Source organism: Acetobacter indonesiensis (genome assembly GCF_000963945.1).
GTDB lineage: Bacteria > Pseudomonadota > Alphaproteobacteria > Acetobacterales > Acetobacteraceae > Acetobacter > Acetobacter indonesiensis.
On the sequence record NZ_BAMW01000038.1, the window covers coordinates 17,447 to 41,016 of the forward strand.

Genomic DNA, 23,570 nt, shown 5'->3' on the forward strand with positions numbered 1-23,570 from the left:
GTATGAGGCTGAGAATCTTTATTTTCAAAGGCTAAAACTACGGCTTCAGCTCCATGCGTGCAGGGGTGGAAATGTACCGTTCAGGTAGTAATCCCCTACAATCGCATATTTCCACCGAACAGGGTCGTGCAATGTGTGGGTCCGGGCATTGCGCCAGTAGCGGTCCAGATTATAGCGGGTATCTGTAGCGGCAGTTCCTGCCAGTTCAAATAATCTGTTTGTGGCATCTATTGCCAATTCTGTTGTGAAAATTTTTGCTTCTGCGGTTGCAATCTGGGCTGAAGCAACTGTGTCGGGTGTTGGATGTGCAACGGCTGCGTCAATGGTCTGCCCTGCGACATACAGCAAGGCACGGCACGCGCTCAACCGCGCGAATAAGCCGCCCAGAATATGGCGTGTGTAAGGGTCTTCATGGGCATGATCCTGATGGCTGTCTATCCATGCGCGTGTGCGTGTATTCACAAAAGAGACAGTTTCTTCAAGGGCTCCCTGCGCTATTCCGCCATCAATACTGGCCTGAATAAACTGCGAGATTGCACTATCGGGACGTGGATTATCAGGAAGGTAGGCTTTCCATGCAGGGAGTACCCGCGTGAGTGGCACTTTCACATTTTCAAGAAGAACCGTGCCACTGCCTGTCTGACGCTGACCGAAGGCTGACCAGTCGTTTAAAACTGTCAATCCTTCTGTATTCCGGTCCGCTATGGCCAGCCAGGCTACGCCCTGATCATCAACGGCCACAATCGGTACCAGATCTGCTGCCAACGCCCCGGTGCAGTAATATTTTTTGCTCGTTATGCTGACATGATCTCCCTCCCGGACAAGTTGTGTCTTTAGGTCGGTTACAGTCTTGTTCCCACGCTCTGAAAAAGCATTTCCACAGCGTTTTCCATCAAGAATGAGGCCAAACAATTCTGCTTTCTGACTTTCCGTGCCGCATGACGCAATCACAGCAACCGCAGCCCAGTGATTTTGGGCTATCTGTGCCAAAGCACCATCTGCCGCGGCAATGGCCTGCACAACCTTGCCCAATGTGGAGTAGGACACGCCTGCACCGCCATACGAGCGCGGCACTGTAATGCCCCAAAGGCCGGATGTGGAATACAAATCCAATTCTTCAAGCGGGAACACATTCGATTGCTCCCGTGCCGCAGCATTTTGCTTCAGGTGGCTGGCCAAATCCTGCGCAATACGAATTGCCTCAGCATCAGTTTCTATGCGGGCCGTTGGAGTGGTGCGGGGCCACTGGGGCGGGGGAACGGGTAATCCTGAACCGACAACAAACGGATTAGACAAAGACATGGCGGAGCACCTGATATTATTGGGCTGAGACTAAAGAGGCAGCGGCGTATGTTTTTTGACCAGCATGATTGGTCGGGAGGTGATCTCCTGCTCCAAAAAGCTTGTGCCGAAGCGTCCCGGGTTCATACGCACGCTTATAAAGACCGCGTCGCTGGAGTTCGGGCACAATAAGATCGACAATATCTTCAAATGTTTCGGGTGCGACGGCATAAGCCAGATTGAACCCATCGACACCCGTTTGATTGATCCATTGCTCCATTTGATCGACAATCTGCGTTGGGCTGCCGACAAATGTTACGCCCATACCCCCAATGGCTGCATGGCGTGCCAGTTCGCCTACAGTCCAGATTTTGTCCGGGTTCATGACTGTCAGGGAATCAATGGCGGAATGGATGGCATCATTGCGGATATGACGTATTGGGTCTGTCAGTTTGTAGGTGGAAAAATCGATACCAGTCCACCCAGATAGCAGGGTAAGTGCGCCTTCCTCGCTGATGTAACTTTGATAGTCATGGGCTTTTGCAAAAGCCTCTTCCTCCGTTGGAGCCGTAACAATAGTGAGGAGAGAGAAAACCAGCGGTGCATTCTTCGGTCTGCCTGCCTGCTGTGCCGCAGTTCGAAGCGAGCGAACGGTTTTGGCCACGGTGTCCTGCGAAGGGCCAGCCACAAATACACATTCAGCATGTGTTGCAGCAAATTGTTGACCGCGTGCCGAAGCACCAGCCTGGAAAAGAACGGGGGTGCGTTGAGGAGAAGGTTCAGCAAGGTGGATGGCATCTAACGAGAAAAAGGGGCCATCATGCTGAATAGCGTGAACTTTTGAGGGATCGGTAAAAATCCCTCGCTCTTTGTCACGTAAAACGGCGTCGTTTTCCCAGCTTTTTTCCCAAAGTTTATAGACCACGTCCATATAATCATCAGCTATGGCGTAACGCTGGTCATGTTTGGTTTGTGCCTGTTGGCCGGTGCTTTTGGCGGCACTGTTCAGATAGCCTGTCACAATGTTCCACCCAATCCGTCCTTCCGTCAGGTGATCAAGCGTGGACATACGGCGGGCAAATGGGAAAGGATGTTCGTAAGACAGAGTTGCCGTAAGGCCAAAGCCAAGATGATCCGTAACGCTCGCCATGGCCGATATCAGCATGGCGGGATCATTGACCGGCACTTGGGCTCCGTTGCGCAAAGCCGCATCCGGGCTGTGGCCATAGACATCATAAACGCCTAGAACATCCGCAAGAAAGAGAGCGTCAAACAATCCGCGTTCCAATGTGCGGGCAAGATCCGTCCAATATCGGAGGGAACGGTAGTCTGCGGATCGGTCACGGGGGTGTCGCCATAGCCCGCTGGCTTGATGGGAGACACAGTTCATATCAAAAGCATTCAGGCGTATCTCGGTCATTTTCGTCTTTCCTGCTTAGTTGAAACCGAGAGAGATGCCGCCAAACACACCGAAGCCATCGCCGGGTTGCATGACAGAAAGTTGGGAGCCACCAGCAATGTATCCGGGCACAACGATTGAGGCATAATGTGTGTTGGCCAGATTATTGAAGTTCAAGAAAACTGTTCTGTGTTTCTTGGGCCATGAATAACCGAGATGAGCATTAAAAAGATGATATGAAGGCGCAAAATACGTCATGTCATATGAAGCACCGACCTTGGATGATACCTGAGCATCAAATCCCGCATAAAATCCGTTTGCTAAATCCAGATTTATACCGCCCTGATAGAAATGTTCTGGAATACCGGGTAGGCGATTGTGTCCGAAAACAGCATCATGTTTGTAATGGAAGTCCTGCCATGTGTAAGCATTACGCAGAGACAGGCGATTGTTTTTCCATTTGTACAATGTGCTATCGAGAGAAAACTCAACCCCCTGGTGTTCGGTTGGGGAAGCATTGCCATAAATAGATGTGCCTTGGGCTGCTGATTCCGGGGTCATAACGGACAGCAACTCATTGTGCACAGAGGAATGATAATAAGTTAGTGCCCACTGGTTTCCGGCATAATGACCCGTTGTGCCGATTTCAAAAGTTGTTGCCGTTTGATTACGCAGTTTTCCAGCAGTTGCGTTCATGCCAGCCTGCGGGGACGTGCTGGGATAATATGAGCCAGCATAGTTGTAATTCCAGTCATTGGGCGGCTGGAGGCTACGACTGACGTTTCCGTAAATTTCGACATGATTGTCTGGCTGGTAACGAAAACCGGCGCGGGGAATGAAATTGATGGAGGATGTTTTGAAAGGGGTGCTAGGACCCGGTGACGGAACATCAGAAGATTTCTGAATGAACGCGAGCGCCCCGGCGGTAGTAAACCAGAAATTATGAAATAGTTCTGTATTGTTGCGAACATGAAAATAGTTTTCAGTCCCGCCATACGTCACATGCCTTAAAGACGTGCCGATAGGGTAGCTGGCAAAACTTCCAGACTGTACACGCACACGGTTGGTCTGCCAGGCGTCAAGGTCGGTATAGGTCAGAATGCCAAAGCGGGTATCGCTTTTATGGCCTCCCAAAACGTCATGCCTGTCGTAATTCAGGACACCGGCAACCGTTTTATACCCCCAGACTTGTGAAAACCGACCATATTGAATGTCAATCGGAGCATCCTGATAATTAAATCCCAATTCAATTTTTGAGTTATCATCAATTTTGATGGTGGTCATATCCGCATAATATTTGGTGCCGGGCTGAATACGGTCTGATCCCCATGCCTGATAGGGTTGTTGGGCTTGTTTTGGGTTCTTTAGAATTTGATCACGCGTTAGAAATCCCGCCCAGCCGTTCCGGGTCTGGCGATAACGGAAAAAAAGACGTGTTGAAACGCGATCATTAAATTTATAGCCAAAATTGGCGTTCACACCAAAACTGGTTGCTTCAGTGTTATGTTGATAACCGCCACGGTAGGAGTTGGTAAGGCTGATATAATAGTCAAATTTTCCAAGAACCTGGCCTGAGCTTAATTGTTCTTTGACATAGCCAAAGCTACCAGCTTCTGCACGGGCCTGATACTTCTGGGAATTATAACCTGTTTGGGTAACGTAATTGATTGCGCCACCCAGCTGCATTCCACCGTAATCAAAAGCATTCGCGCCCCGCAAAACTTCTGTATATTGCAGGCCAAGACTTTCAAAAAGCTCGTACGGTGTGCCAGCCGGTGTGGTGACGGGAAGACCGTCAAACATCATAAGCATGCCAGAACGGAAATAGTTGACACCCGTCTGAATGCCGGAACCACGAACAGAAATACGCAGACCGTCTCCGCCACCTGAGGCTTGCGCAAAAACACCCGGCTGAAAAGCAAGTGTATCTGCATTGGTGAGATTTCGGCCTTTTAGAATCTGCTGGGCATCAATAACGGTTGCTGCACCAGGGATGCTGCGAAGGTGGTTTTGGGCAATTTGCGCATCAGAACGCCGTTGCGTTGAGACGGATATTTCTTCCCGGCTAGCTGCATGTGTCGGGGTTGCGGGTTTGTTAGCAGCAGAAGCCGGAACCGGATGCCTTGGCTTGGATGTACCAGTTGAAAGAGGGGAAGATTGGGTTGCTGCTTGGGTTGCAGTGGGAAGCATGCTCAAAAAGGCATATGCTATAACAGCATGTTTTTGTAAAAAAAGGCTCCGTTCAGAAAGTTTAGGAGGAGAGAAAGAAGATCTGAGCATAGAAGGAGGGCCTATCAAAAAGGAGGGATGTCGCGTGGGAAGAAAAATAAAAAGACAGCATCAACAGCATTCCTGTGTAGACATGATGACCGCACTGCTTAGAGAAACATGCTTTTTCATGAGTATTTTCCAGTTTTATTCGGGGATATGGGTGTGTGCGTAAGTGCGCCGAAACCAGATCAGGCCGGGGTGATTTGCATCGGACGTATTAACGTGAAGAATATGAGCAAAAATGACGGAGTGAGAGCCTGCCTCAACAACGTTCGCAATGCGACAATCAAAACTGACAAGCGCATGCTGAAGAACAGGGGCTCCTGTGATAGATGAAGTCCAGTCTGCTTGGCCGAAGCGCTCTTGCTGCGATTTGGAGCGACTGCTGAAAATATTGGAAAGTGGATGCTGGGCGTGCGTCAGAACATTCACGGCTAGCACACCATTTTCCAAGATGGGATCATGTGCGCCCGTATTTTTATTGACGCACACTAATAATGTCGGCGGTGCGTCAGAAACACTGCACACGGCTGATGCGGTAAATCCATGCTGCCCAGCGCGGCCATCTGTCGTCACGATTGTTACTGCACCAGGCAACAGAGCCATGCCATCGCGAAAAGACTGAGAAGACGGGATGGTAGACGGCTGGAGTGTGGCAGGGTCAATAAGCTTGTTCATCGAATGTCCGTAAGAAAAATAGAAATCAGGAGACGAGAGAGGCGCTGTCTGGAGCGGTTATGGCAGCCTGAGCCCGAATGGTACAGGCGAGCTTTTCAGCGTATAAGGTGACTTCTGGCAGCCCCATCAGTTCGCCAAAGCGCCCGCGAGCCAGAGGTCCCGCAACAAACAGGGACAGATCTTTCCGGGAGCCAACCTGCGCGTTTCCTTCTGCTGAAACATGCAACCCCAGTTCAGACGGGTCCATCTCGATATGGCCCTCTATGGCAAGAGATTTTAAGAAGGGTTGTGATTTCAGGATACTGGTGTGCGCGGGGCCTGTTGTGGATATGATGGCATCCACAGCCTGACTTTCTGTCTGCCCACTGCGATTGCGCAGTATAACCCGAAAGGTTTTACCTGCTTTCTCAACCGACAGAATACGGGCAGCGTTAATCTGAAGGAGACCTTTTTGAACGGCCGTATTCACAATGTTTTCGGTGGGTGGCGAAATGCGGAAGCGATGAGTATCCCAGAAAGGACGGAGATGGCGAATGAGTCGCCGCCGCTCGGTTTGATCAAGCGCTCCCCAGATTTGAGGTGCCTGTTCCCGAACACGGTCCAGAAAGGCCTGCCAAGGTGTATGTGGGTTATCAGCAATGATTTTACGTACTTTTTGCAAAAGATTTCTGGCGCTAATGGCGGGAGGAGACAAAAAATCTCCTGCGGCTGTGACCGGTGTCAAACTATGACTTTTTGATCTCTGACCGCGTCGGGAAATGGCGAGAATAGGTGCGCTATGCTTCTGTGCCATTAGACTTGCGACTGTATCCGCCATGCTCAAGCCCGTGCCAATAATCAAAACTCTGTCTTCTGCTTTGATGCTTTTGAGGGATTCAGATTTCCAAGGATCACTGACCAGAACAGGATGCGTGTCAGCAGACAGAGACGCACCAAAAGCGGCAAGCTGTGTGGGCAGTTGTGGGGCAGGGTGGCTGGTAGCAATGACAAGGGTATCGGCTTCAAAAATGTCCCCCGCAGAAGTTGTCAGGGCCCATTTTCCAGTAGGTAATTTTCGTACATCTGTGACCAGACTAGGGACGTGCCTCAGGAGGTGCGCTTCCAGTAGGGGGGCAAGCCTGCTGGCTATATACTGACCAAAAACCTTACGAGCAGGATAAATCTGGCCGTCAGGTTGGCGGGCTCCTTCGTCCTCCTGGCTTGCTCCGGTTGCATTCAGCCACTCCAGAAAATCCAGAGGGTGTTTTGTATCAATGCTCATGCGGCTGGCGGGCACATTGATACGGTGATTGGGATCTTCAGCGCTGTAGGCGACACCGCTGCCCAAAAGGGAGCGTGGCTCAAAAACCAGAACTTTTAGCGGTACAGAGGGCGTCTTGAGCAGATGCCATGCAAGCGCAGCGCCACTAAAGCCGCCGCCGATGATTGCTACAATATTGGGGCGCTGGGTCGTCATGATCAGGCTGCGTGCGAACCCGGACGGTGATCACCAGCAATGGTTTCACCAAAAGGCCCCATGTTGTTCAGATTGGATGTCGCCCGGATCGGGTGCGCGGTGGGCAGAAGTGGGAGCACCAGTTCGCCAAACTGGTAGGCTTCCTCCAGATGCGGGTAACCAGAGAAAATAAAGGTGTCTATGCCAAGGCGGCGATATTCATCAATGCGTTCGGCAACTGTGTCAGGGTCTCCTACAAGAGCGGTGCCTGCGCCACCACGCACCAGACCAACGCCGGCCCACAGATTGGGGCTGATTTCCAGCTTGTCTCGTTTTCCGCCATGCAGGGCGCTCATCCGGGCTTGGCCCACGGAATCCATGCGAGCAAAAACTTTTTGTGCTTTTGAGATTGTTTCATCACTGAGGTGGCTAATAAGCCTGTCTGCTTCCTGCCACGCTTCACGCTCGGTTTCTCTAACAATAACATGCAGACGGATGCCGAAAGAGACTTCACGCCCCTGCTTTTCCGCAAGGTGACGTATCTTGCTTATTTTTTCTGCGACTGATGCGGGTGGTTCACCCCAAGTCAGGTATTTATCAATATGCTTGGCCGCGACATGTGCGCCAGCCTCAGACGAGCCACCAAAATAGAGAGGTGGGCCATTGTTCTGAAAAGAGGGAAACAGAACGTGGCCATCGTCTATTTTGAAGTGTTTCCCTACGTAATTAACATGCTCGCCCCGTAAAAGAGCGCGATAGATGTCAAGGAATTCGTCCGTAATTTCATATCGTGTGGCATGGTCCGCAAAAAAACCGTCACCGGCATTTTCTGCCGGATCGCCGCCGGTGACAATGTTGATCAACAATCGCCCTTCCGAAAAACGGTCGAGTGTCGCCGTCATTCGTGCAGCGAGAGTAGGGGAAAGCAATCCTGGCCTTACGGCAATAAGATAGCGCAGTTGTTTTGTAATGGGGGCGAGGGCTGACGCTACGACCCAGCTATCTTCACAACTACGGCCTGTCGGGATGAGTACTCCATAATAACCAAGAGTATCGGCCGCCTTTGCTACTTGTTGCAGATAGGGCAGATCTACCGGACGACCGCCTTTTTGGGTGCCAAGATAACGGCTGTCACCATGGGTTGGCAGAAACCAGAGCACATTGATTTTATCTGGAATAGAAAAAGACATGTCAGGAGGCCTTGGAAAAGGGCAAGGAAGAAAAGAGCGGAGATGCCGGGGCTGTCAGATTTTGTGGATCACGGTAGCGCGCGGCAAAATGGGATGCTGGCAGGCGGGCTTTTCCGGGATCGAAAAGGCGCTCGCGCAGGGTTTCGCCCAGCGTGTAAGCCGTACGGTAGCGGCCTCGCTGCTGAAGTTCCGGCACGACGAGGGAAATAAAATCCTTCGCTGTATCAAAGGAATGATACTGCCGTAGATTGATGCCATCGATACCATCTACATCAAGCCAGTTCTCGATACGATCAGCAACAGTCGTGGGGGAACCGGCGACAAAGAAGCGGCCTTCATCAAACGAAGCAATTTGTTTCAGGGCGCTGCCAATGGTCTGATCCGGGCGGAAGCGACGACCCATATTTCCAAAACTCTGGCCTTCGCGGAGCAGCACATCTCCTATCCGCTCATTCACATCGTAGCGGCGTAGGTCAATTTCAGCCTGAGCGTGCACAAGCGCCCCTTCCACGCTGTAGTAACGGCGGTAGTCTTTCAGCTTTTTGGCGGCAAGGGCGTCTGTTTCATCAACAATGATGCCAGCCATAACGATAAAGCGAATATCGTCAGCGTTGCGCCCATGCGCGACAGCGCGTTCGCGTGTTTTGGCAATGTTAGTGCGCACTTCGTCAGTAGTGCGGCCGCCTATAAAAACAACTTCGGCATGACGGGCTGCAAATTCCAGCCCAGCGGGTGATCCTGTTGCTTGGAACAGCAAAGGGGTTCTCTGCCGGGATGGTTCTACAAGATGAGGCCCAGCCACGCGAAAATGGGAGCCCGTATGGTTAATGGCCCGAACAGCCGCAGGATTTGTATAAATGCCTGCCGCAGCATCTTTCAGAACGGCATTGTCGTCCCAACTTCCTTCCCACAACTTGTACAGGACATCCATATATTCGTCCGCAATGGCATAGCGTTCGTCATGCGGGATTTCGTCGTTAAGACCGAAATTTTGGGCGGCACTTCTTAGATAGGATGTGACAATATTCCAGCCCACCCGCCCGCCTGTAAGCAGATCAAGCGTTCCCATACGGCGCGCGAAGGCAAAAGGGGGCTCATAAGTTGTAGAGAAAGTGACACCAAAGCCGATGTTTTTGGTGACGGCAGCCATGGCTGGAACGAGGAGTAGCGGATCAAGATTAGGGATTTGGACGGCTTCCCGCAGGGCTGCATCGTTACTTTCTTCAAACCGATCATAAGTGCCAATGACATCTGCCAGAAAAACAGCGTCAAACAGACCAGCCTCGGCCAGTTTGGCTGTTTCAAGCCAATGCTCCATTTCACTATAGCGATGGCGATTATTGCCAGGTGCTCGCCACATGCCATGCACAATATGGCTGACACAGGCCATTTCAAATAGATTTACGTGTAACTGCTTCATGGTTTGGCTCAGACTGGAGCGTGATGCGGGTGAAAAAGAGAGGGGGGAATGGCAAAAAAACGAGACACCGCAGACTCCTTAAACAACCACAAACGATAGTTTAAAAAATATAACAACACCAATGCGTCGTGAGTCAATTAGATTAATCCATAAAAAAGTTACAAAAGAAAAATATCCTTCAATCACGTTGAAAATGAATGCCGATAATCAGCATCCGCCGGGCGGCCAATGTGTTACTTGGGAAGAGCTATTAAAGGTGGCCGTTGTGCGTTCGACGCGCAGAGCAGGCATATCCGGTTGGATTCTGGGCTTTTAGCGCAAGTGATGTCTTCAAACAGATTAAGGCATCAGGATGTTTTTCTGCGGGCGAGGGGTAATTGAGAAAGGTGAGGCAGTTTTTAGAGGTTACTGGCGCCCTCATGGAAATAAAAAGCTAGAGCCCAATGGAACGCTCGCAAAAATTAGTATTTTAGGTGAATGTTTTTTCACTGATCTATGGATGTGATTCAGGTAGATGGGGGCAAATGTGCATGGAAACTCTTGATAGCCTTGGGCCGCGTATCTGCATTATGGGGCCGTCTAATAGCGGTAAATCTACGCTGGCTAATGCTATATGTCGTGCGCGTGGTTTAAAGGCGGTACATCTCGATCAGCTGAGTCACTTGCCGAATACTGACTGGATTTTAAGACCAGCAGAGGAATTTGTCGCACTTCATGATGAGGAAATTACAGGCTCTGAATGGGTGATAGAAGGGAACTATTCTCGCCTTTTGCCACAAAGATTAGAGCGAGCAACAGGGTTTATTCTTATTGATGTCCCAACGACGATTAGTCTGTATCGGTATATAAAGCGCTGCTGGGGGAATAGTGTTCGCCACGGTGCACTGGAAGGGGGGCGGGATAGTGTTAAACTGTCAATGATACGGCATATTATCGGGGCAACACGTTTAAACCGACAAAACTATCAGCGCATGTTTGATGGCTTAGATATACCCAAAATACAAATACACTCACAGAGAGAATTGGCTGCATTTTATCGTATTAACGGTCTGAATATTTAAGAGACTAAGTGGTAATTTCAGGCGTGTTTTTGGTAAAAATATTTCTATAGTATAGTGCGTGATGAAGGTTATTGGAAAAATAACTAAGAATATTTTTCAAGTGAAGCTCCATGCTTTCATGAAGCTCCACCCGAAAAAGCAAATATTATTCAGAAATATCTGCGGCAGAACAGGTGGCAGGTGCTGTTACCGGATTGCACCGTGCGATGGCTCCATTCGGGAATGCTACAGTGAAATTGTGCCATGGGGCGGGTTCGAATGATGGATAATCAGTGCTGATAATCTGTGCGCCAGACTGAAAAGCGACATCCCTGCGGGTTGTGTCATTTTGCCGAGCCTCGACAGTATTGGCATCAGACCGCGTTCTGACCAGATACCCTTTTTTAACAAGGTCTTGAATTTGTTGCAGGGCGGTTGTGTTGTTGACTTCGGCACTTCCGTTGCCAGCAATGCCGACAAAACCTTCATTTGCTTCAGTATATGCGGCGTCAGCATCACCGGGGTGGCCATTTGTAAAGACAACGCGTCCGCGCAGGGCAGGGTGCCCAACCAGATAGCGGGCTGTGTCATGGGGCCGATCAAAAGTGAAGACGACTTTGCCTCTACCGTAAGCCAATGTAGGCCAACCGCGTGTCAGAATGGCTTCGTTCAGGGTTTTGTAGGGGCCGCGCACATCATCTGGCGTGACAATGCGATCTCGGCCGAAAACAGCAAGAAGTTCAGCATCAAGTTTGTCATAGGTTGCTGTCGTAAACTGTTCGGGTTTTGTAAAAGTCCCGTTTTTGACGGGAACATCCTGTTTTGTTTCAAGGTCAATATAGAGCGGTAAGTGATTGGGGTGTGCGTCTGACCATTTTTTTATAACCATCAGACAATTTTTAAGTGGCTCACAGCTAGAACGCTGGTCAATATCCACAATATGCATGACCTTAAAGTCTGTGCCTTGGGCTGCCGTTACATCGCTCTGGTCCGGGTCCGGTGTTAAACCGGCTTGTTTCTGCCACTCAATGCCCTTTGGGGAGGCATAATGTTTTCCGGTGCTATCTGCATAAATATCAATTTCAAGCTGCCGTACACCGCCGTCTAGCTGTGCGGGAATAGTGCCATGCTTATAATCTAAAGCTTCTGCCATTTGCGGGGATTTGTTTTTTAGCCAAGCCAGAGTGCTGGGCGCTATGCTTCGTCTGTAACTGTTATGGGTGCCAATAATTTGCACCTGATTCATCTTGATCGGTTCATCGGCAGCGAAAGCGGTTTGAGTGGCTGATGCGATGCAGAGAGTTGTCAACGCTGGCAGGACGTAAAGTATATTTTTCATGATGCTGTCGGTCCAGAGAGTGGAAGCTAATAAGCTGGGAATTGGAAACAGACATAAAAGAAAAAATGATAAATGGAATGAAAGACAGGGTTTTTCATATTTTTGTCATAGAAGTCTTCCTACTTTAGATAATCATAGTTGGATGTCTGAAAATTCATTTATACATAAAAAATTCATATATTAATGATTTACGCAAATGCGGAAATAAAATAAAAATATCTATTTATTTAATAAATATAGAAAAAGATAATATGTATTAATATTAAACTTGTATTACAGCCGATAAATCACACTTTTGTTTATACACTTTTTTGTGTAGTCCCATGCCCATCTTGCAAAGCCTGTATCTGACCAAGCGTTTGTTGTGATCACAACGGCCTTGGTGGGGGCAGGAAACGCCACGCATGGGTTGGAAAATCAGGTTAATGAAGAACACGTTTTTTAAACTTTTTTTGTGCTGTGGCATTGCTCTGCCTTATGAGGCTTGGGCACAGACAAATGATGCAACGTTGGCGGAACAACCGCATCAAACCAAAAAAGTCACTAAAAAAGCCAAAGTAATTCGTAGCAGCAAAATGGATGCGAAAGCGGCCGCAAACAAGCGGGCTGAGCATTCCGGCCTTGAATCTGTGGTTGTGACGGCGCAGCGGCGCGCAGAAAACAGCCAGAGCGTACCGATCTCCATTCAGCACATTGATGGTAAAACATTGGCCAATGCAGGCTATACTGCGTTGACTGACCTGCAATATCTTGCGCCGGGTGTGCAGTATGACCCGACACAGGGGGCTGCTTTTCAGATCCGTGGTGTAGGCAGTGAGTCTTTTGATTTCTCAAACGCCAAATCTGTCAGCGTTGTGGTTGATGACGTTGTGATGGATGCCCAGCGTGCCAACGGCATGATTGGTATGGTCGATATCAATAACGTTGATATCATGATGGGCCCTCAGGGCACGTTATTCGGGATGAACTCAACGTCTGGTGTGATTTCTGTCACAACTGGAAAGCCCGTTCTGAACAAGTTGACGGCACGGGGCAGCGCCAGTTATGGCGAGCATAATGAGCGTATTCTTAATGCAACGCTCAATGTGCCACTGGGACAGAAAGCTGCTTTCCGTATCTCTGGTTTTAATAACGCGCAGGACGGTTTTGGCCGTAACGTCGTCTTGAACAAGCTGGTTGGCTCCACCAACGAGTATGGTACGCGCGGCAAGTTTTATGTCGAGCCGACAGATAATCTGGATATTACCCTACAGGGCGACTACGCGCATCATTGGGATAGCAGCGTGCGTACCCCGGTGGGTGGGCAAACGCCCGAGGTCACATCTGCCCTGAATGCATTAGGTGTCTATCCGAACTCGAAAAATGCAGATACAGCTGACCCCATGTATGGCACAATTGTCTCTCAGGAATATGGTGCCGCGTTAAAAATTCATGCCAAGCTGGGTGAAAACGACCTGAATTTTATTAGCGCATGGCGTGGCTCAACGTATGGTAACAACACGCCGGTTGATCTGGTGCCGCTGGATGTTTACGCTTATTACCCCTACAACTATGGGCATCTAAGCACGCAGAAATTCAGTGACGAAATCCGCTTTTCTTCCCCAAAAGGGAAGTTTGTGGAATGGCTTGCCGGTGGTTTCTTTAACCGTCTGGACGCACGGCAGACGCAATATCAGTGGGGTACTGCTGGTGCGCCATTGTATGTTGATGGCCAACCGGCGCAGAATCTTTACAATAACTCTGGCGCAGTTGGGCAGAGCGGCAATACCTCGCTTTTCCAGTCGCGCAATGAATCACTGGCTGCATTTGGGCAGCTAAAATTCAATATTTCTCATCACTTTGATATTGCGATCAGTGGTCGTTATACGCATGACAAGAATTCTCAGGGTTTGAGTTTTATCAATTCTGATGCACAGGCCATCACGGGTTATAATCCGACATTCACGCCAACACATAGTGCGCCAGTTTATCCGTGGGGGCAGGTGACAGGGCAGAATTTCTCTGGCCGGATCTCACCTGAGTATCATTTTAACCCCAATGTTATGGCGTATTTCACGTTCTCGACTGGGTACAAGCCTGCCGGTATTGCCTTTGTGGGCAACGTCTATGACCCGTACCACAAGGAGACCGTGAAATCATACGAAGCCGGCATGAAGTCCGAATGGATGCATCATAAGCTGCGTCTGAACATGGATGTGTTTCGTGAAGACTTCACAGATTTTCAGGCAACGGTGTTAACGCCAGTGCCCGCCGGGAATGGTACAACCATTCTGACCAGCGCGATTGGTAATGCCGGTGGTCTGGTTAGTCAGGGTGTTGAAGGTAACGTCGCATACCGCCCAATCCCGGATTTGACCCTTTCTGGTTCTGTCTCTTTCACAGACGCGCACTTTACCGATTATCGCCCCAAACCAACGGTGAACTACACCGATACGCGCCTGACCAATGCGCCTGTATGGTCAGCAAATGCGTTTATTGATTATCACCATGACCTGACGCCTAACCTTGGTTTGCAGGCGCACCTTGATTACGCTTACCGCGGCACGGTCTGGACGGTTACGGGGCAGCCCAATTATTCAAAAGTACCTGCATATAGTCTGGTTAATTTGCGAGTCAGCCTTCTGCCGCTGAATAAACGGCTTCAGGTTGGGTTGTACGTGCGAAATATGTTCAACCAGTATTTCTCAACGGGTTATCAGCTTTACGGAACGGCAGGGTATCTGCATTACACCTCACCCGATGCACGACGCACCATCGGTGGGTTCATAAACTTTAATTATTAAGACTAAAAACCGGGTGCTTACTAAGGCGAGATCTAATATGAGGTCTCGCTTTTCTGTTTTGTGGGACGGCGTTACAACACGGACGTAAACACCAGCCTTTCGGGGTGGTTATTCAGCTGCACGCGATAACTTGGTATTTCAAAAAGGCAGCGATGCGGCGGCAGAAGAAGCTGGTATTAGGGTAAGATTTCATCAAAACAATATCAGCCGAAAGACTACGCAGGGAAAATCACCCTGTAGATTTTGGCAGACGCTCACATGCTTCGGAGAGCATATGAGCTTTCTGTAACTAGCCGCATATTTTGGTTTTTAGAGGGGAAAGCTCTCTTACTGACCGCAGCGGCCTCTTACTTACTTGCTGTGGTTAGACAGCACATGGTCACGGTAACCATATTTTTCCCATTGGGCGGGTGTGTCCAGATGTTTGGGTTCGTGCTTGAACATACCACAGGCTGAGAGCGCAAAAGCACATACCAGCATGATTACCGCGTGTTTCATTGTCTCGTCCCTGAACAAAGGCTGTTTCTGTTTCTATCTCATTCACTGCATGAGTGAGCAAGTTTATGGTGTGAAAAACCTGAAGAAAAATTGGTGCACCCGTTAACGGTTTAGATGGGCTGGCCCAGCTATCTGGTGCAGACAAAATCTATTTGCGAAGCTCCATCGTAATGGGGCCTTCCCGGCGGCCGTGAGTAAACTGGTCAACCATCGCGTTGCCGCTGTTCATCAGGGAGGAGGCTGGACCCTGCCAGATAAGCTGGCCTTTGTAGAGCATGGCTGCTTCATCCCCAATGCGCTGGGCGGATGCCATATCATGCGTAATGGCGATGGCGGTTGAGCCCAGTTTTTTCACGCAATCAACAATCAGTCCGTCAATGACGGCACCCATAATAGGGTCAAGGCCTGTCGTGGGTTCGTCAAAAAACAGAATGTCAGGAGTAGCCGCAATGGCACGGGCCAGCCCCACACGCTTTTGCATGCCGCCAGACAGTTCAGAGGGGTATAGATCACCAACCGATGGATCTAACCCGACCTGTGCCAGAATGGTGCCTGCGTGGTCACGTGCTTCTGGTCGTTTCAGGCGCTTGCGCGCCAGAAGACCAAACGTCACATTTTCCCATACAGGTAAGCTGTCAAACAGGGCCGCGTTCTGGAACAGCATGCCGATTTCGCCGCGCAGGGCTTCACGACGCTTGTCTGTGGCGGTGAGGATGTTTTCACCGTCAATTTCAATACTGCCGGAATCGGGGATAATCAGCCCCAGAATGCAGCGCAGCAGCACGGACTTGCCACTGCCTGACCCACCGATAATGACGAACGACGTTCCCTGTGGAACATCCAGATTAATACCGTCCAGCACCTTTTTGGAGCCGAATGATTTGTGCAGATCGCGAATGCGAATCTTGGGAAGGGCGCTGGTCATTGTGAGAAAAACAGATCAGTCAGAAGGTAGTCGAATGCCAGCAGCAGAATAGAGGCCACAACCACAGCGGCTGTTGTGGCAGAGCCCACACCTTCGGCACCGCCTTTGCTGTTGTAGCCGTAATAGCAGCCCATCAGAGAGATCAGAAAGCCGAACAATGCGGCTTTGACCAGCCCGACCGTGACATCAATGGCTTTCAGCGAATTGAGGGTGGATGTGATGTACGCTGACGGTGAAAAGCCCAGCTTCATGACGCATACGGTAAAACCGCCGGCTACGCCCAGCACATCCGCCACCAGTACCAGCAGGGGCAGGGCCACCAATCCAGCCAACAGGCGCGGAGCCACCAGATACTTCATGGGGTTGGTGGAAAGCGTGGTTAGGGCGTCAATCTGGTCTGTGACACGCATGGTGCCAATCTGCGCAGCCATGGCGGCGCCCACACGGCCAGCAACCATCAACCCGGCCAGAACAGGCCCAAGTTCACGGGTTACGGCCAGCACCACAATGCCAGCAATGGCGCTTTGCACATGATACTGGGCAAAGCCGGTATAAGATTGCAGTGCAATCACGCCGCCTGAAAACAGGGCTGTCAGTGCAACAACAGGTAGCGAGAAAAACCCGGTTTCCAGGAAGGTACCAAAGAATACACGCCCGTAAAAAGGAGGGCGCACAATATGAGAAAGACCCTCAAGCGCGAACAGCGCCAAAGACCCAGCCGCCTGTATTAAAGCAAGCGTGGCGCGGCCCAGTCGGGCCACAAGATTGAGCAACATATCCATCCGCTCTGGTTGTCCGCTCCTGCTAGGGGTCAAAAACACGTTCTAGCTGCCGTAGCCCGAGTTTGGTACATCCGTCAAAGCCTGAATGGCTTTTGTGGCCTTTGGCCAGTGTGATAAGCGGCCAAAAACAGGCTGATTGCACATGCCCCATTGCAGCTTGCCGCTGCTAAGGGCATTGGTGTGGCACAAGGAATTGGACTTCCCTGCAAAAATGCACAGCGGCAGGGAAGGGACGTGTCACAAGGGCAGGAGGACAGGAAGTGCGCATAGCCATGATCGGCGGCGGGTATGTCGGGCTTGTATCTGGAGCATGCTTTGCCGAATTCGGCATCAATGTTTCCGTTGTTGAAACCAACCCCGAGCGTTTGTCTGCCCTGAAGGACGGCCGGATCCCTATTTATGAACCGGGGCTTGATGCGCTTGTTGCCTCTAACAGTCAGGCCGGACGCCTGACATTTGGGGATGATATTGCGGCGGCTGTTTCCGGGGCCGAAGCTGTGTTCATTGCGGTTGGCACCCCACCTCGGAATGGTGATGGCGCGGCTGACCTTCAATATGTTCACGCTGCTGCTAGGCAGATTGCAGAAGCCCTGACGGGTTACGCTGTGATTGTCACCAAATCGACCGTGCCTGTTGGCACCAGCCGCCGCATTGCAGAGATTATTCGCCAGACGCGGCCTGATGCTGATTTTGATGTGGCTTCCAACCCCGAATTTCTGCGTGAAGGCAGCGCGATTGGCGATTTCATGCGTCCTGACCGCGTTATTATCGGGCTTGATCAGCGTCTGCCAGAACGGGCCAGCCGTGCAGAAAGCGTGTTGCGCCGGGTGTATCGTCCGCTGTCTGTTATTGAAGCGCCGCTGCTGTTTACCGGGCTGGAAACGGCCGAACTGACCAAATATGCGTCTAATTCGTTCCTTGCGATGAAGATTTCGTTCATCAACGAAATGGCTGATCTGTGCGAAAAACTGGGTGCCAACGTGCATGATCTGGCGCGCGGTATGGGGATGGATAAGCGGATTGGCCGTGATTTTCTGCAACCCGGCCCCGGCTATGGCGGCTCATGCTTCCCTAAAGACACGCTGGCTTTGTCCCGTATTGCACAGGAAGCCCATAGTGCCTGCCGTCTGGTAGAAACTACGGTGCAGGTGAACGAAGCCCGTAAGGCTGGCATGGCTGGCCGTATTGCGGCAGCGTGTGGTGGGTCTGTTGCCGGTAAAACCGTTGGCGTTCTGGGCCTGACGTTCAAGCCCGAAACCGATGACATGCGCGAATCTGCATCCATCCCGATTCTGCACCGTCTGGCAGAGGCCGGGGCGACCATCCGCGCTTATGATCCTGTTGGCATGGCTGCCGCCAAGCCGCTGTTGCCGCCGGATGTTGTCTATTGCGCAGATGCGCTGGATGTTGCGGAAGGTGTGGATGTTCTGGTTGTGCTGACCGAATGGAACATTTTCCGTGCGCTTTCCCCCGCAGAACTGGCCAAGCGTATGCGGAATGGTGTGATTGTGGATCTACGGAATATTTTTGACCCGGATGCCATGCGGGCCGCCGGCCTGACATACGAGTCTGTTGGCCGACCTTGAGCCTGCGGTGTTTTAGCCTTACATCACTCTGATGAGAACAAGGATAGAACATCGTGGCTAAAAAACCGTCCCGTCATTTTGTCTGTCGGGCTTGCGGGGCGGTGTATCCCAAATGGGCGGGCCAGTGCGAAGCGTGTGGTGAGTGGAACACGCTGGTTGAGGAAGCTGTCGAACCTCTGGCGGCGTCATCCCCTCGGGCCTCCGGCAAAGGGCGGCGCGTCAAGCTGGAGGGGCTGGAAGGCATGGCGGCCCCGCCACCCCGCACCCAGACGGGGATTATAGAGCTGGACCGCGTTTTAGGCGGCGGTCTGGTCCCGGCTTCGGTTGTGCTGGTGGGGGGCGATCCGGGGATCGGGAAGTCGACCCTGCTGTTGCAAGCCGCCTGCCGCCTGGCCGGGAAGGGCGAACGTGTTCTCTATATTTCAGGCGAAGAAGCGGTTGATCAGATTCGCCTGCGGGCCTTGCGTCTGGGGGTTGGTACGGCAGCGCTTGATCTGGCGGCGTCCATCAATGTCATGGATATTGTGGCCACGCTTGAGGCCGAGCCAGACGTAAAAGCCGTCGTTATCGATTCCATCCAGACCATGTGGCTTGAAACGGTGGAGAGCGCACCCGGAACGGTATCGCAGGTGCGGGCTTGTGCGTTTGAACTGATTCGTCTGGCAAAACGGCGAGGCTTCAGCCTTATTCTGGTGGGGCATGTTACCAAGGAAGGTGCCTTGGCAGGCCCTCGTGTGCTTGAGCACATGGTTGATGCTGTCATGTATTTTGAAGGTGACCGCGGGCACCAGTTCCGTATTTTGCGGGCGGCCAAAAATCGTTTTGGCGCAACGGATGAAATTGGCGTTTTTGCCATGACTGACCGGGGGCTGGAGGAAGTCAGTAATCCATCAGCCCTTTTTCTGGCCGAACGACGTGGGAATATTGCAGGGTCTGCTGTTTTTGCAGGGCTGGAGGGCACACGCCCGGTCTTGCTGGAAGTTCAGGCGCTTCTTTCCCCTAAAAGCGGGGATGGTGCGCCGCGCCGCGCCGTGGTGGGGTGGGATAGCGGCAGATTATCCATGTTGCTGGCTGTGTTGGAGACACGATGCGGCCTGAAACTTTCGGGCATGGATGTGTATCTGAATGTGGCCGGTGGTCTGAAGGTTGCCGAACCTGCGGCTGATCTGGCCGTAGCAGCCGCTCTTATTTCCGCCGCCAGTGGTGTTCCTACCAGTTCAGGCGAAGTGTATTTTGGTGAAGTCGGGCTTTCGGGGGAAATCAGACAGGTCGCGCAAGCGGATGCCCGCTTGAAAGAGGCCGCCAAGCTTGGGTTTGATCACGCTGTGCTGCCCCGCCGCGTGGCGCGGGGTAGCGCCCGAAGCAAACCGCCAGAAGGGTTAGCCCTGCGGGAAATTGGGCACCTTTCGGACATGATCAGTGCCGATATGGAAGCTGACTGAATAAAGACGCTTCAAACCGGATTGCCAGCACGCGTACACCTCGTTATAGTGCGCGCCACAGAACGCGGATGTAGTTCAATGGTAGAACGGCAGCTTCCCAAGCTGCATACGGGGGTTCGATTCCCCTCATCCGCTCCAACTGCAATTTTCCCAATGAAAACAATGGTTTGCGGCATGTCATCCTTACAAGCTCTGTGACCGTGCGTTACAGGTCCAGCGTTACATCTTTCGATGCCAGCGAGGGTGCGAAAGACATGCGGAACATGCTGAAACGGGGCGGCACTTATTACGTCCGCTTCAATGTGCCAGAAGACCGAGTGGAAGACGTGGGGCATGTGCTTCGCGCCAAGAATGGCAAGAAGACTGAAATTGTCCGCACTCTGCAAACCCGCGATTACCGGGAAGCCCTGAAACGGCGTGATGCTGCGCTTGAGGTTATCCGTAATCAGGTGAATGACAAGCTAATAGAGATTGGCTTTGCGCCGTTGCATGGTGATTTAATGCCCGATTGGTGGGCCACACCAGAGAAAGCCGTTGAGACTGGGCAGCATTACCGTCAGCAGATTGAGCAGGCTTCGGATGATTACGACCCAGCAGAGGGTATTGTTCCCGGCACGGTCGCTGAGGGTGGGCCAAATAGCGAAAGGGAGCATGTTCGGTCGGTTGTGACTGACCTTGTTCTGGAAGCAGCAGACAAACTCCCTCCGGCTGAAGGCCAACGCTATTTCCAGACAGTCATGGGGGTTGTGGACGGCACCCACACGCCTCTTGGGCCACTGGCTGACCGTTGGCTTTCCAGTCAGAAACGGCTGAGATTATCCAATGGGCTAATAAACAGGCACCAGCGTGTTCTGGGCGTTCTGGGTGAATATCTGGTGAGTTCATCAGGAAGCAAGAATAGCCTGCCTGATACAGTTTTCAGATCGTATTCAATGCAGAATGTGGATAAGAAACTGGCTCGGCGCTTCCGTGAATGGCTGGAAGAAAAGGGTAAGGGTGCAAACACCATTAACTCTTATCTGTCTTCCATGCGGTCTTTCTGGACGTGGCTGGTGGACGCAGGGGAAGCAGAGAGCAATCCTTGGGTGGGAATGTCCGGTGGGCTGAAGAAGCTGGCGAAGAAAGAGATTGAGAATGGTGCCGAGAAGCGGCCATTCACGGATGCTGAAATCATAGCCCTGCTGACAGGTGAGCCAAACAGCCGAGACCCACGGATGGCCCGGACAATCCATGACGTGTTCCGGCTGGGGTTGATGACTGGGGCAAGGCAGAATGAACTTTGCAGCCTCACCGTTGGCCGTGTGGTTGTGCCTGATAACCCGGGAGAGATTCTTTGGGGCATTTCGATAACCAGAGACGTGGCAAAGACGGACAATTCAGTCAGGACAATTCCCCTTCATCCTCTGGTCAGACCAATTATTGAGAGAAGATTGAAAGCCGCCAAGGGCACAGGTGAACCAGACGCTCTCTTATTCCCGGAATTGAAGCCCGGAGGGGAAGACAGCAAGTTGGGCTGGGGTTTTTCCAAGCACTTCCTGCGTTATCGTAAAGCCGTGTTGGGTGAAGAGGGCAGCGGCACTGACTTTCACAGCACAAGACGATGCTTTGCCACGTTCATGGAAACAGCTTTGGCTAATGGCGCAGCAGCTTGCACGTCCACAGTGCATGATCGTCTTATCGGACATACATCCACCAGACTTGCAGCCAACACATATGCGGCAAAACAGTTTGAATGGTCGCTCTATTCGGACGCCATTCTTGGCATGGTGGACAAAGGGGTGCCTGAGCGAGTGAAAGAAGCCCTGAGAGTGCTTGAGCGGCCTAACTGAAAGCCCACACAGAGCCTTCCTGCTCCCTCCGGGTGGGCTTCTGGATTGGGCCGGAAAGGTCTGGAAGAGTCTATGTGGGCTTCTTTGTGGCGTCTTGTGGGCGCTTCTGGTCGATCTAGTTTTTAGAGAACGGATAATCTATCGACTAACGGCCTGAGAATGAGCGGAACAAGCCCGCATCTTGGCCCTCAGCCGCGCCTAACGGCCCTCAGACGCACAGGTCAAGTTGATCAATGTGCCGTGCTTCGTTCATCATGCCCAGAACTGAGACAATGGCTTTATAATCACCTGTTAGCCGATAGCGCCTCATTTCCTCTGCTGCATCAGGACCAAGGGTGATCTTCTCGGCTGCATAGAGGCTGGCATCTTGAGCATGGAAAGCTAGCAGGCGTCCCACTTCGTCTTCGCTGATCTTCAGTTCGTCAGCCATAGCCGCTGCGGTTTTTCCTGCATCTGACAGTTCCACAGCCCGGTTCAGCTTGTTCGTGGTAGCGGCTGGTCTTCTATGCCTGCCCTTAGCGATGCTGTCTTGCATGTTCTCTCTTTGGGTTCCAAGCTCCATGTGATCAACATTGCAGCAAGCAGCATTGTCACAGAGGTGGAGAATGACGAAAGGCTTGCCAGTTTCCTGATCAATCGGGATAGGGCCATGCTTGGCTTCCCACGCGACCCTGTGGGCACACTCCATTGTTCCGTTGTGCCAGATAGCACCGTGACCAGTATTAAGCTTTGTGCCTTGAAAGGTCTGGCAGGGACTTTGCAGGCCGTAGGGCGCTGGGGTTTCTTTCAGTTTGCTTTCCAGTCTGTCGATGACTGATGTTGTTTGTCTTGGCATGTTGTTTTCTCGATTCAATGGATAGATGCGGACGGGGCCATTGCCGCCTTTGCCCGCTTTACTGTTGCTGTTCCCATGCCTGAGAGTTCAGACAGGGCAGGAGTTGGGAGATAAGCGTAGTCATTCAGAAGCCATGACAGGCGTTCCTGCTTCCACTTAAAATCTGACACACTACTTATGATCTTCGGCCATCCGAGAGATGCCGCCACTTCTGGCAAACGCTCTTTCCAGAAGACAGGGAAGGGAAAACTCCTTGCCCCTCCGCTCAACCGGATGCTGTGTTTTCCAGATGGATCGATATTCTGCCCGTAGCCACCTTTTACCGTTTTCTCAGTTGCTAGTGAGCGTGATTGGGTTCGACCGTATGGAGCCAGTTCCAGCCAGCCGTGATGAATCAGCAGGCGTCTGGTTGTTTCTTCAGATGGTAACGGGCCGGAAACACCGTCAGACAACCACAGACTTTGATCGGATGCCATCTCAGACACTGTCACGCCCTAATTCTACTTAAACAGGAAAATGATCCTCTTAAGTTATAGAAGAGCAGGCCATCTGTGAGACTGACCTACGGTGATTGCTTCACAGGTATCTGCTCGGTGGTCTTGAAACTGGTCTTGTTTATTCAGACCAAATAATATCAATCATCAGTTTATTGTGGTCAGCAGTCTTTCTGGGCCTTTACGCCATGCAGGCACCTGCCAGTGCTGGTCTGGCATTATCGTGCATGAGCATTATCGCTACCTGACAACATTATCACATGGCTTGGTTATGTGGGTCAGAGTTGCTGAATTAAATCAAGGCACACTTACAGCAGACTTAACGCCGTGAAAGCACCTTGCA

The 23,570-nt window shown here is 51.5% G+C and carries 19 protein-coding genes and 1 tRNA gene; 7 read left to right on the forward strand and 13 right to left on the reverse strand.

Annotated elements, in window-relative coordinates:
• Positions 1-45: 45 nt before the first annotated feature.
• The 7 genes from Abin_RS09905 to Abin_RS09935 all read right to left on the reverse strand — a co-directional run bounded on the left by Abin_RS09905 (position 46) and on the right by Abin_RS09935 (position 9,674).
• Positions 46-1,302, reverse strand: a complete 1,257-nt coding sequence (locus Abin_RS09905) for an SfnB family sulfur acquisition oxidoreductase (RefSeq protein ID WP_048846457.1) — start codon at positions 1,300-1,302, stop codon at positions 46-48.
• Between the two features lie 16 nt (positions 1,303-1,318).
• Positions 1,319-2,701, reverse strand: a complete 1,383-nt coding sequence (locus Abin_RS09910) for an LLM class flavin-dependent oxidoreductase (protein WP_084593584.1) — start codon at positions 2,699-2,701, stop codon at positions 1,319-1,321.
• 15 nt (positions 2,702-2,716) lie between these two features.
• A complete protein-coding gene (locus tag Abin_RS09915; protein ID WP_255319372.1) occupies positions 2,717-4,870 on the reverse strand; it encodes a TonB-dependent receptor family protein in 2,154 nt (717 codons plus the stop codon).
• A 225-nt stretch (positions 4,871-5,095) separates the two neighbouring features.
• The gene (locus tag Abin_RS09920; protein ID WP_048846460.1) at positions 5,096-5,629 is read right to left on the reverse strand and encodes a flavin reductase; all 534 of its coding nucleotides are present in this window, start codon (positions 5,627-5,629) and stop codon (positions 5,096-5,098) included.
• 25 nt (positions 5,630-5,654) lie between these two features.
• Positions 5,655-7,085 carry an FAD/NAD(P)-binding protein gene (locus Abin_RS09925; protein ID WP_048846463.1) on the reverse strand — a complete coding sequence of 477 codons (1,431 nt, stop codon included), beginning with the start codon at positions 7,083-7,085 and terminating at the stop codon, positions 5,655-5,657.
• 2 nt (positions 7,086-7,087) lie between these two features.
• A complete protein-coding gene (ssuD, locus tag Abin_RS09930) occupies positions 7,088-8,254 on the reverse strand; it encodes an FMNH2-dependent alkanesulfonate monooxygenase (RefSeq protein WP_048846465.1) in 1,167 nt (388 codons plus the stop codon).
• 1 nt (position 8,255) lies between these two features.
• Positions 8,256-9,674 carry an LLM class flavin-dependent oxidoreductase gene (locus tag Abin_RS09935; protein WP_370684440.1) on the reverse strand — a complete coding sequence of 473 codons (1,419 nt, stop codon included), beginning with the start codon at positions 9,672-9,674 and terminating at the stop codon, positions 8,256-8,258.
• Between the two features lie 530 nt (positions 9,675-10,204).
• On the opposite strand from Abin_RS09935, the gene Abin_RS09940 reads away from it, so the two are divergent.
• A complete protein-coding gene (locus tag Abin_RS09940; RefSeq protein WP_048846513.1) occupies positions 10,205-10,735 on the forward strand; it encodes a GTPase in 531 nt (176 codons plus the stop codon).
• A 145-nt stretch (positions 10,736-10,880) separates the two neighbouring features.
• Here the strand turns inward: Abin_RS09940 and Abin_RS09945 are convergent, their stop codons facing one another.
• A complete protein-coding gene (locus Abin_RS09945; RefSeq protein ID WP_048846470.1) occupies positions 10,881-12,053 on the reverse strand; it encodes a phosphatidylinositol-specific phospholipase C1-like protein in 1,173 nt (390 codons plus the stop codon).
• Positions 12,054-12,628: 575 nt separating this feature from the next.
• On the opposite strand from Abin_RS09945, the gene Abin_RS09950 reads away from it, so the two are divergent.
• Positions 12,629-14,836 carry a TonB-dependent receptor gene (locus Abin_RS09950; protein WP_048846515.1) on the forward strand — a complete coding sequence of 736 codons (2,208 nt, stop codon included), beginning with the start codon at positions 12,629-12,631 and terminating at the stop codon, positions 14,834-14,836.
• Positions 14,837-15,187: 351 nt separating this feature from the next.
• On the opposite strand, the gene Abin_RS09955 is transcribed toward Abin_RS09950, so the two are convergent.
• The 3 genes from Abin_RS09955 to Abin_RS09965 all read right to left on the reverse strand — a co-directional run bounded on the left by Abin_RS09955 (position 15,188) and on the right by Abin_RS09965 (position 17,041).
• Positions 15,188-15,334 carry a hypothetical protein gene (locus Abin_RS09955; RefSeq protein WP_170237867.1) on the reverse strand — a complete coding sequence of 49 codons (147 nt, stop codon included), beginning with the start codon at positions 15,332-15,334 and terminating at the stop codon, positions 15,188-15,190.
• Between the two features lie 148 nt (positions 15,335-15,482).
• A complete protein-coding gene (locus Abin_RS09960) occupies positions 15,483-16,259 on the reverse strand; it encodes an ABC transporter ATP-binding protein (RefSeq protein WP_048846472.1) in 777 nt (258 codons plus the stop codon).
• A complete protein-coding gene (locus Abin_RS09965; RefSeq protein WP_048846474.1) occupies positions 16,256-17,041 on the reverse strand; it encodes an MlaE family ABC transporter permease in 786 nt (261 codons plus the stop codon). Before Abin_RS09965 ends, Abin_RS09960 begins: the two co-directional genes overlap by 4 nt.
• Positions 17,042-17,313: 272 nt before the next feature.
• Between Abin_RS09965 and Abin_RS09970 the strand changes: the two genes are divergently transcribed.
• From Abin_RS09970 to Abin_RS09985, 4 genes are all read left to right on the forward strand, one after another.
• Positions 17,314-18,627, forward strand: a complete 1,314-nt coding sequence (locus Abin_RS09970; RefSeq protein WP_048846476.1) for a UDP-glucose dehydrogenase family protein — start codon at positions 17,314-17,316, stop codon at positions 18,625-18,627.
• Between the two features lie 53 nt (positions 18,628-18,680).
• On the forward strand, positions 18,681-20,069 hold the full coding sequence (radA, locus tag Abin_RS09975) for a DNA repair protein RadA (RefSeq protein ID WP_048846478.1): 1,389 nt from the start codon (positions 18,681-18,683) through the stop codon (positions 20,067-20,069).
• A gap of 64 nt (positions 20,070-20,133) precedes the next feature.
• A tRNA-Gly gene (locus Abin_RS09980) sits at positions 20,134-20,207 on the forward strand.
• Positions 20,208-20,269: 62 nt separating this feature from the next.
• The gene (locus Abin_RS09985) at positions 20,270-21,898 is read left to right on the forward strand and encodes a DUF6538 domain-containing protein (protein ID WP_146867700.1); all 1,629 of its coding nucleotides are present in this window, start codon (positions 20,270-20,272) and stop codon (positions 21,896-21,898) included.
• A 208-nt stretch (positions 21,899-22,106) separates the two neighbouring features.
• Here the strand turns inward: Abin_RS09985 and Abin_RS15860 are convergent, their stop codons facing one another.
• The gene (locus Abin_RS15860; RefSeq protein ID WP_373321497.1) at positions 22,107-22,541 is read right to left on the reverse strand and encodes an HNH endonuclease; all 435 of its coding nucleotides are present in this window, start codon (positions 22,539-22,541) and stop codon (positions 22,107-22,109) included.
• On the opposite strand from Abin_RS15860, the gene Abin_RS15865 reads away from it, so the two are divergent.
• Complete coding sequence (locus Abin_RS15865; protein ID WP_258027424.1) at positions 22,443-22,715, forward strand: hypothetical protein; 273 nt, start codon at positions 22,443-22,445, stop codon at positions 22,713-22,715. The two genes, Abin_RS15860 and Abin_RS15865, sit on opposite strands and share 99 nt — an antisense overlap.
• 32 nt (positions 22,716-22,747) lie before the next feature.
• Here Abin_RS15865 and Abin_RS09995 read toward each other — a convergent pair whose 3' ends face one another.
• Complete coding sequence (locus Abin_RS09995; RefSeq protein ID WP_084593586.1) at positions 22,748-23,209, reverse strand: hypothetical protein; 462 nt, start codon at positions 23,207-23,209, stop codon at positions 22,748-22,750.
• Between the last annotated feature and the right edge of the window lie 361 nt (positions 23,210-23,570).

Excerpts from the sequence above, each read along its gene's own strand:
- Abin_RS09940 (WP_048846513.1), top strand. The coding sequence starts at position 10,205 with ATGGAAACTCTTGATAGCCTTGGGCCGCGTATCTGCATTATGGGGCCG.
- Abin_RS09935 (WP_370684440.1), bottom strand. The coding sequence starts at position 9,674 with ATGAAGCAGTTACACGTAAATCTATTTGAAATGGCCTGTGTCAGCCAT.
- Abin_RS09920 (WP_048846460.1), bottom strand. The coding sequence starts at position 5,629 with ATGAACAAGCTTATTGACCCTGCCACACTCCAGCCGTCTACCATCCCG.
- Abin_RS09950 (WP_048846515.1), top strand. The coding sequence starts at position 12,629 with ATGGATGCGAAAGCGGCCGCAAACAAGCGGGCTGAGCATTCCGGCCTT.
- Abin_RS09925 (WP_048846463.1), bottom strand. The coding sequence starts at position 7,085 with ATGACGACCCAGCGCCCCAATATTGTAGCAATCATCGGCGGCGGCTTT.
- Abin_RS09905 (WP_048846457.1), bottom strand. The coding sequence starts at position 1,302 with ATGTCTTTGTCTAATCCGTTTGTTGTCGGTTCAGGATTACCCGTTCCC.
- Abin_RS09910 (WP_084593584.1), bottom strand. The coding sequence starts at position 2,701 with ATGACCGAGATACGCCTGAATGCTTTTGATATGAACTGTGTCTCCCAT.
- Abin_RS09995 (WP_084593586.1), bottom strand. The coding sequence starts at position 23,209 with ATGGCATCCGATCAAAGTCTGTGGTTGTCTGACGGTGTTTCCGGCCCG.
- Abin_RS09960 (WP_048846472.1), bottom strand. The coding sequence starts at position 16,259 with ATGACCAGCGCCCTTCCCAAGATTCGCATTCGCGATCTGCACAAATCA.
- Abin_RS09945 (WP_048846470.1), bottom strand. The coding sequence starts at position 12,053 with ATGAAAAATATACTTTACGTCCTGCCAGCGTTGACAACTCTCTGCATC.
- Abin_RS09970 (WP_048846476.1), top strand. The coding sequence starts at position 17,314 with ATGATCGGCGGCGGGTATGTCGGGCTTGTATCTGGAGCATGCTTTGCC.
- Abin_RS09965 (WP_048846474.1), bottom strand. The coding sequence starts at position 17,041 with ATGGATATGTTGCTCAATCTTGTGGCCCGACTGGGCCGCGCCACGCTT.
- Abin_RS09915 (WP_255319372.1), bottom strand. The coding sequence starts at position 4,870 with ATGCTTCCCACTGCAACCCAAGCAGCAACCCAATCTTCCCCTCTTTCA.
- Abin_RS09955 (WP_170237867.1), bottom strand. The coding sequence starts at position 15,334 with ATGAAACACGCGGTAATCATGCTGGTATGTGCTTTTGCGCTCTCAGCC.
- ssuD (WP_048846465.1), bottom strand. The coding sequence starts at position 8,254 with ATGTCTTTTTCTATTCCAGATAAAATCAATGTGCTCTGGTTTCTGCCA.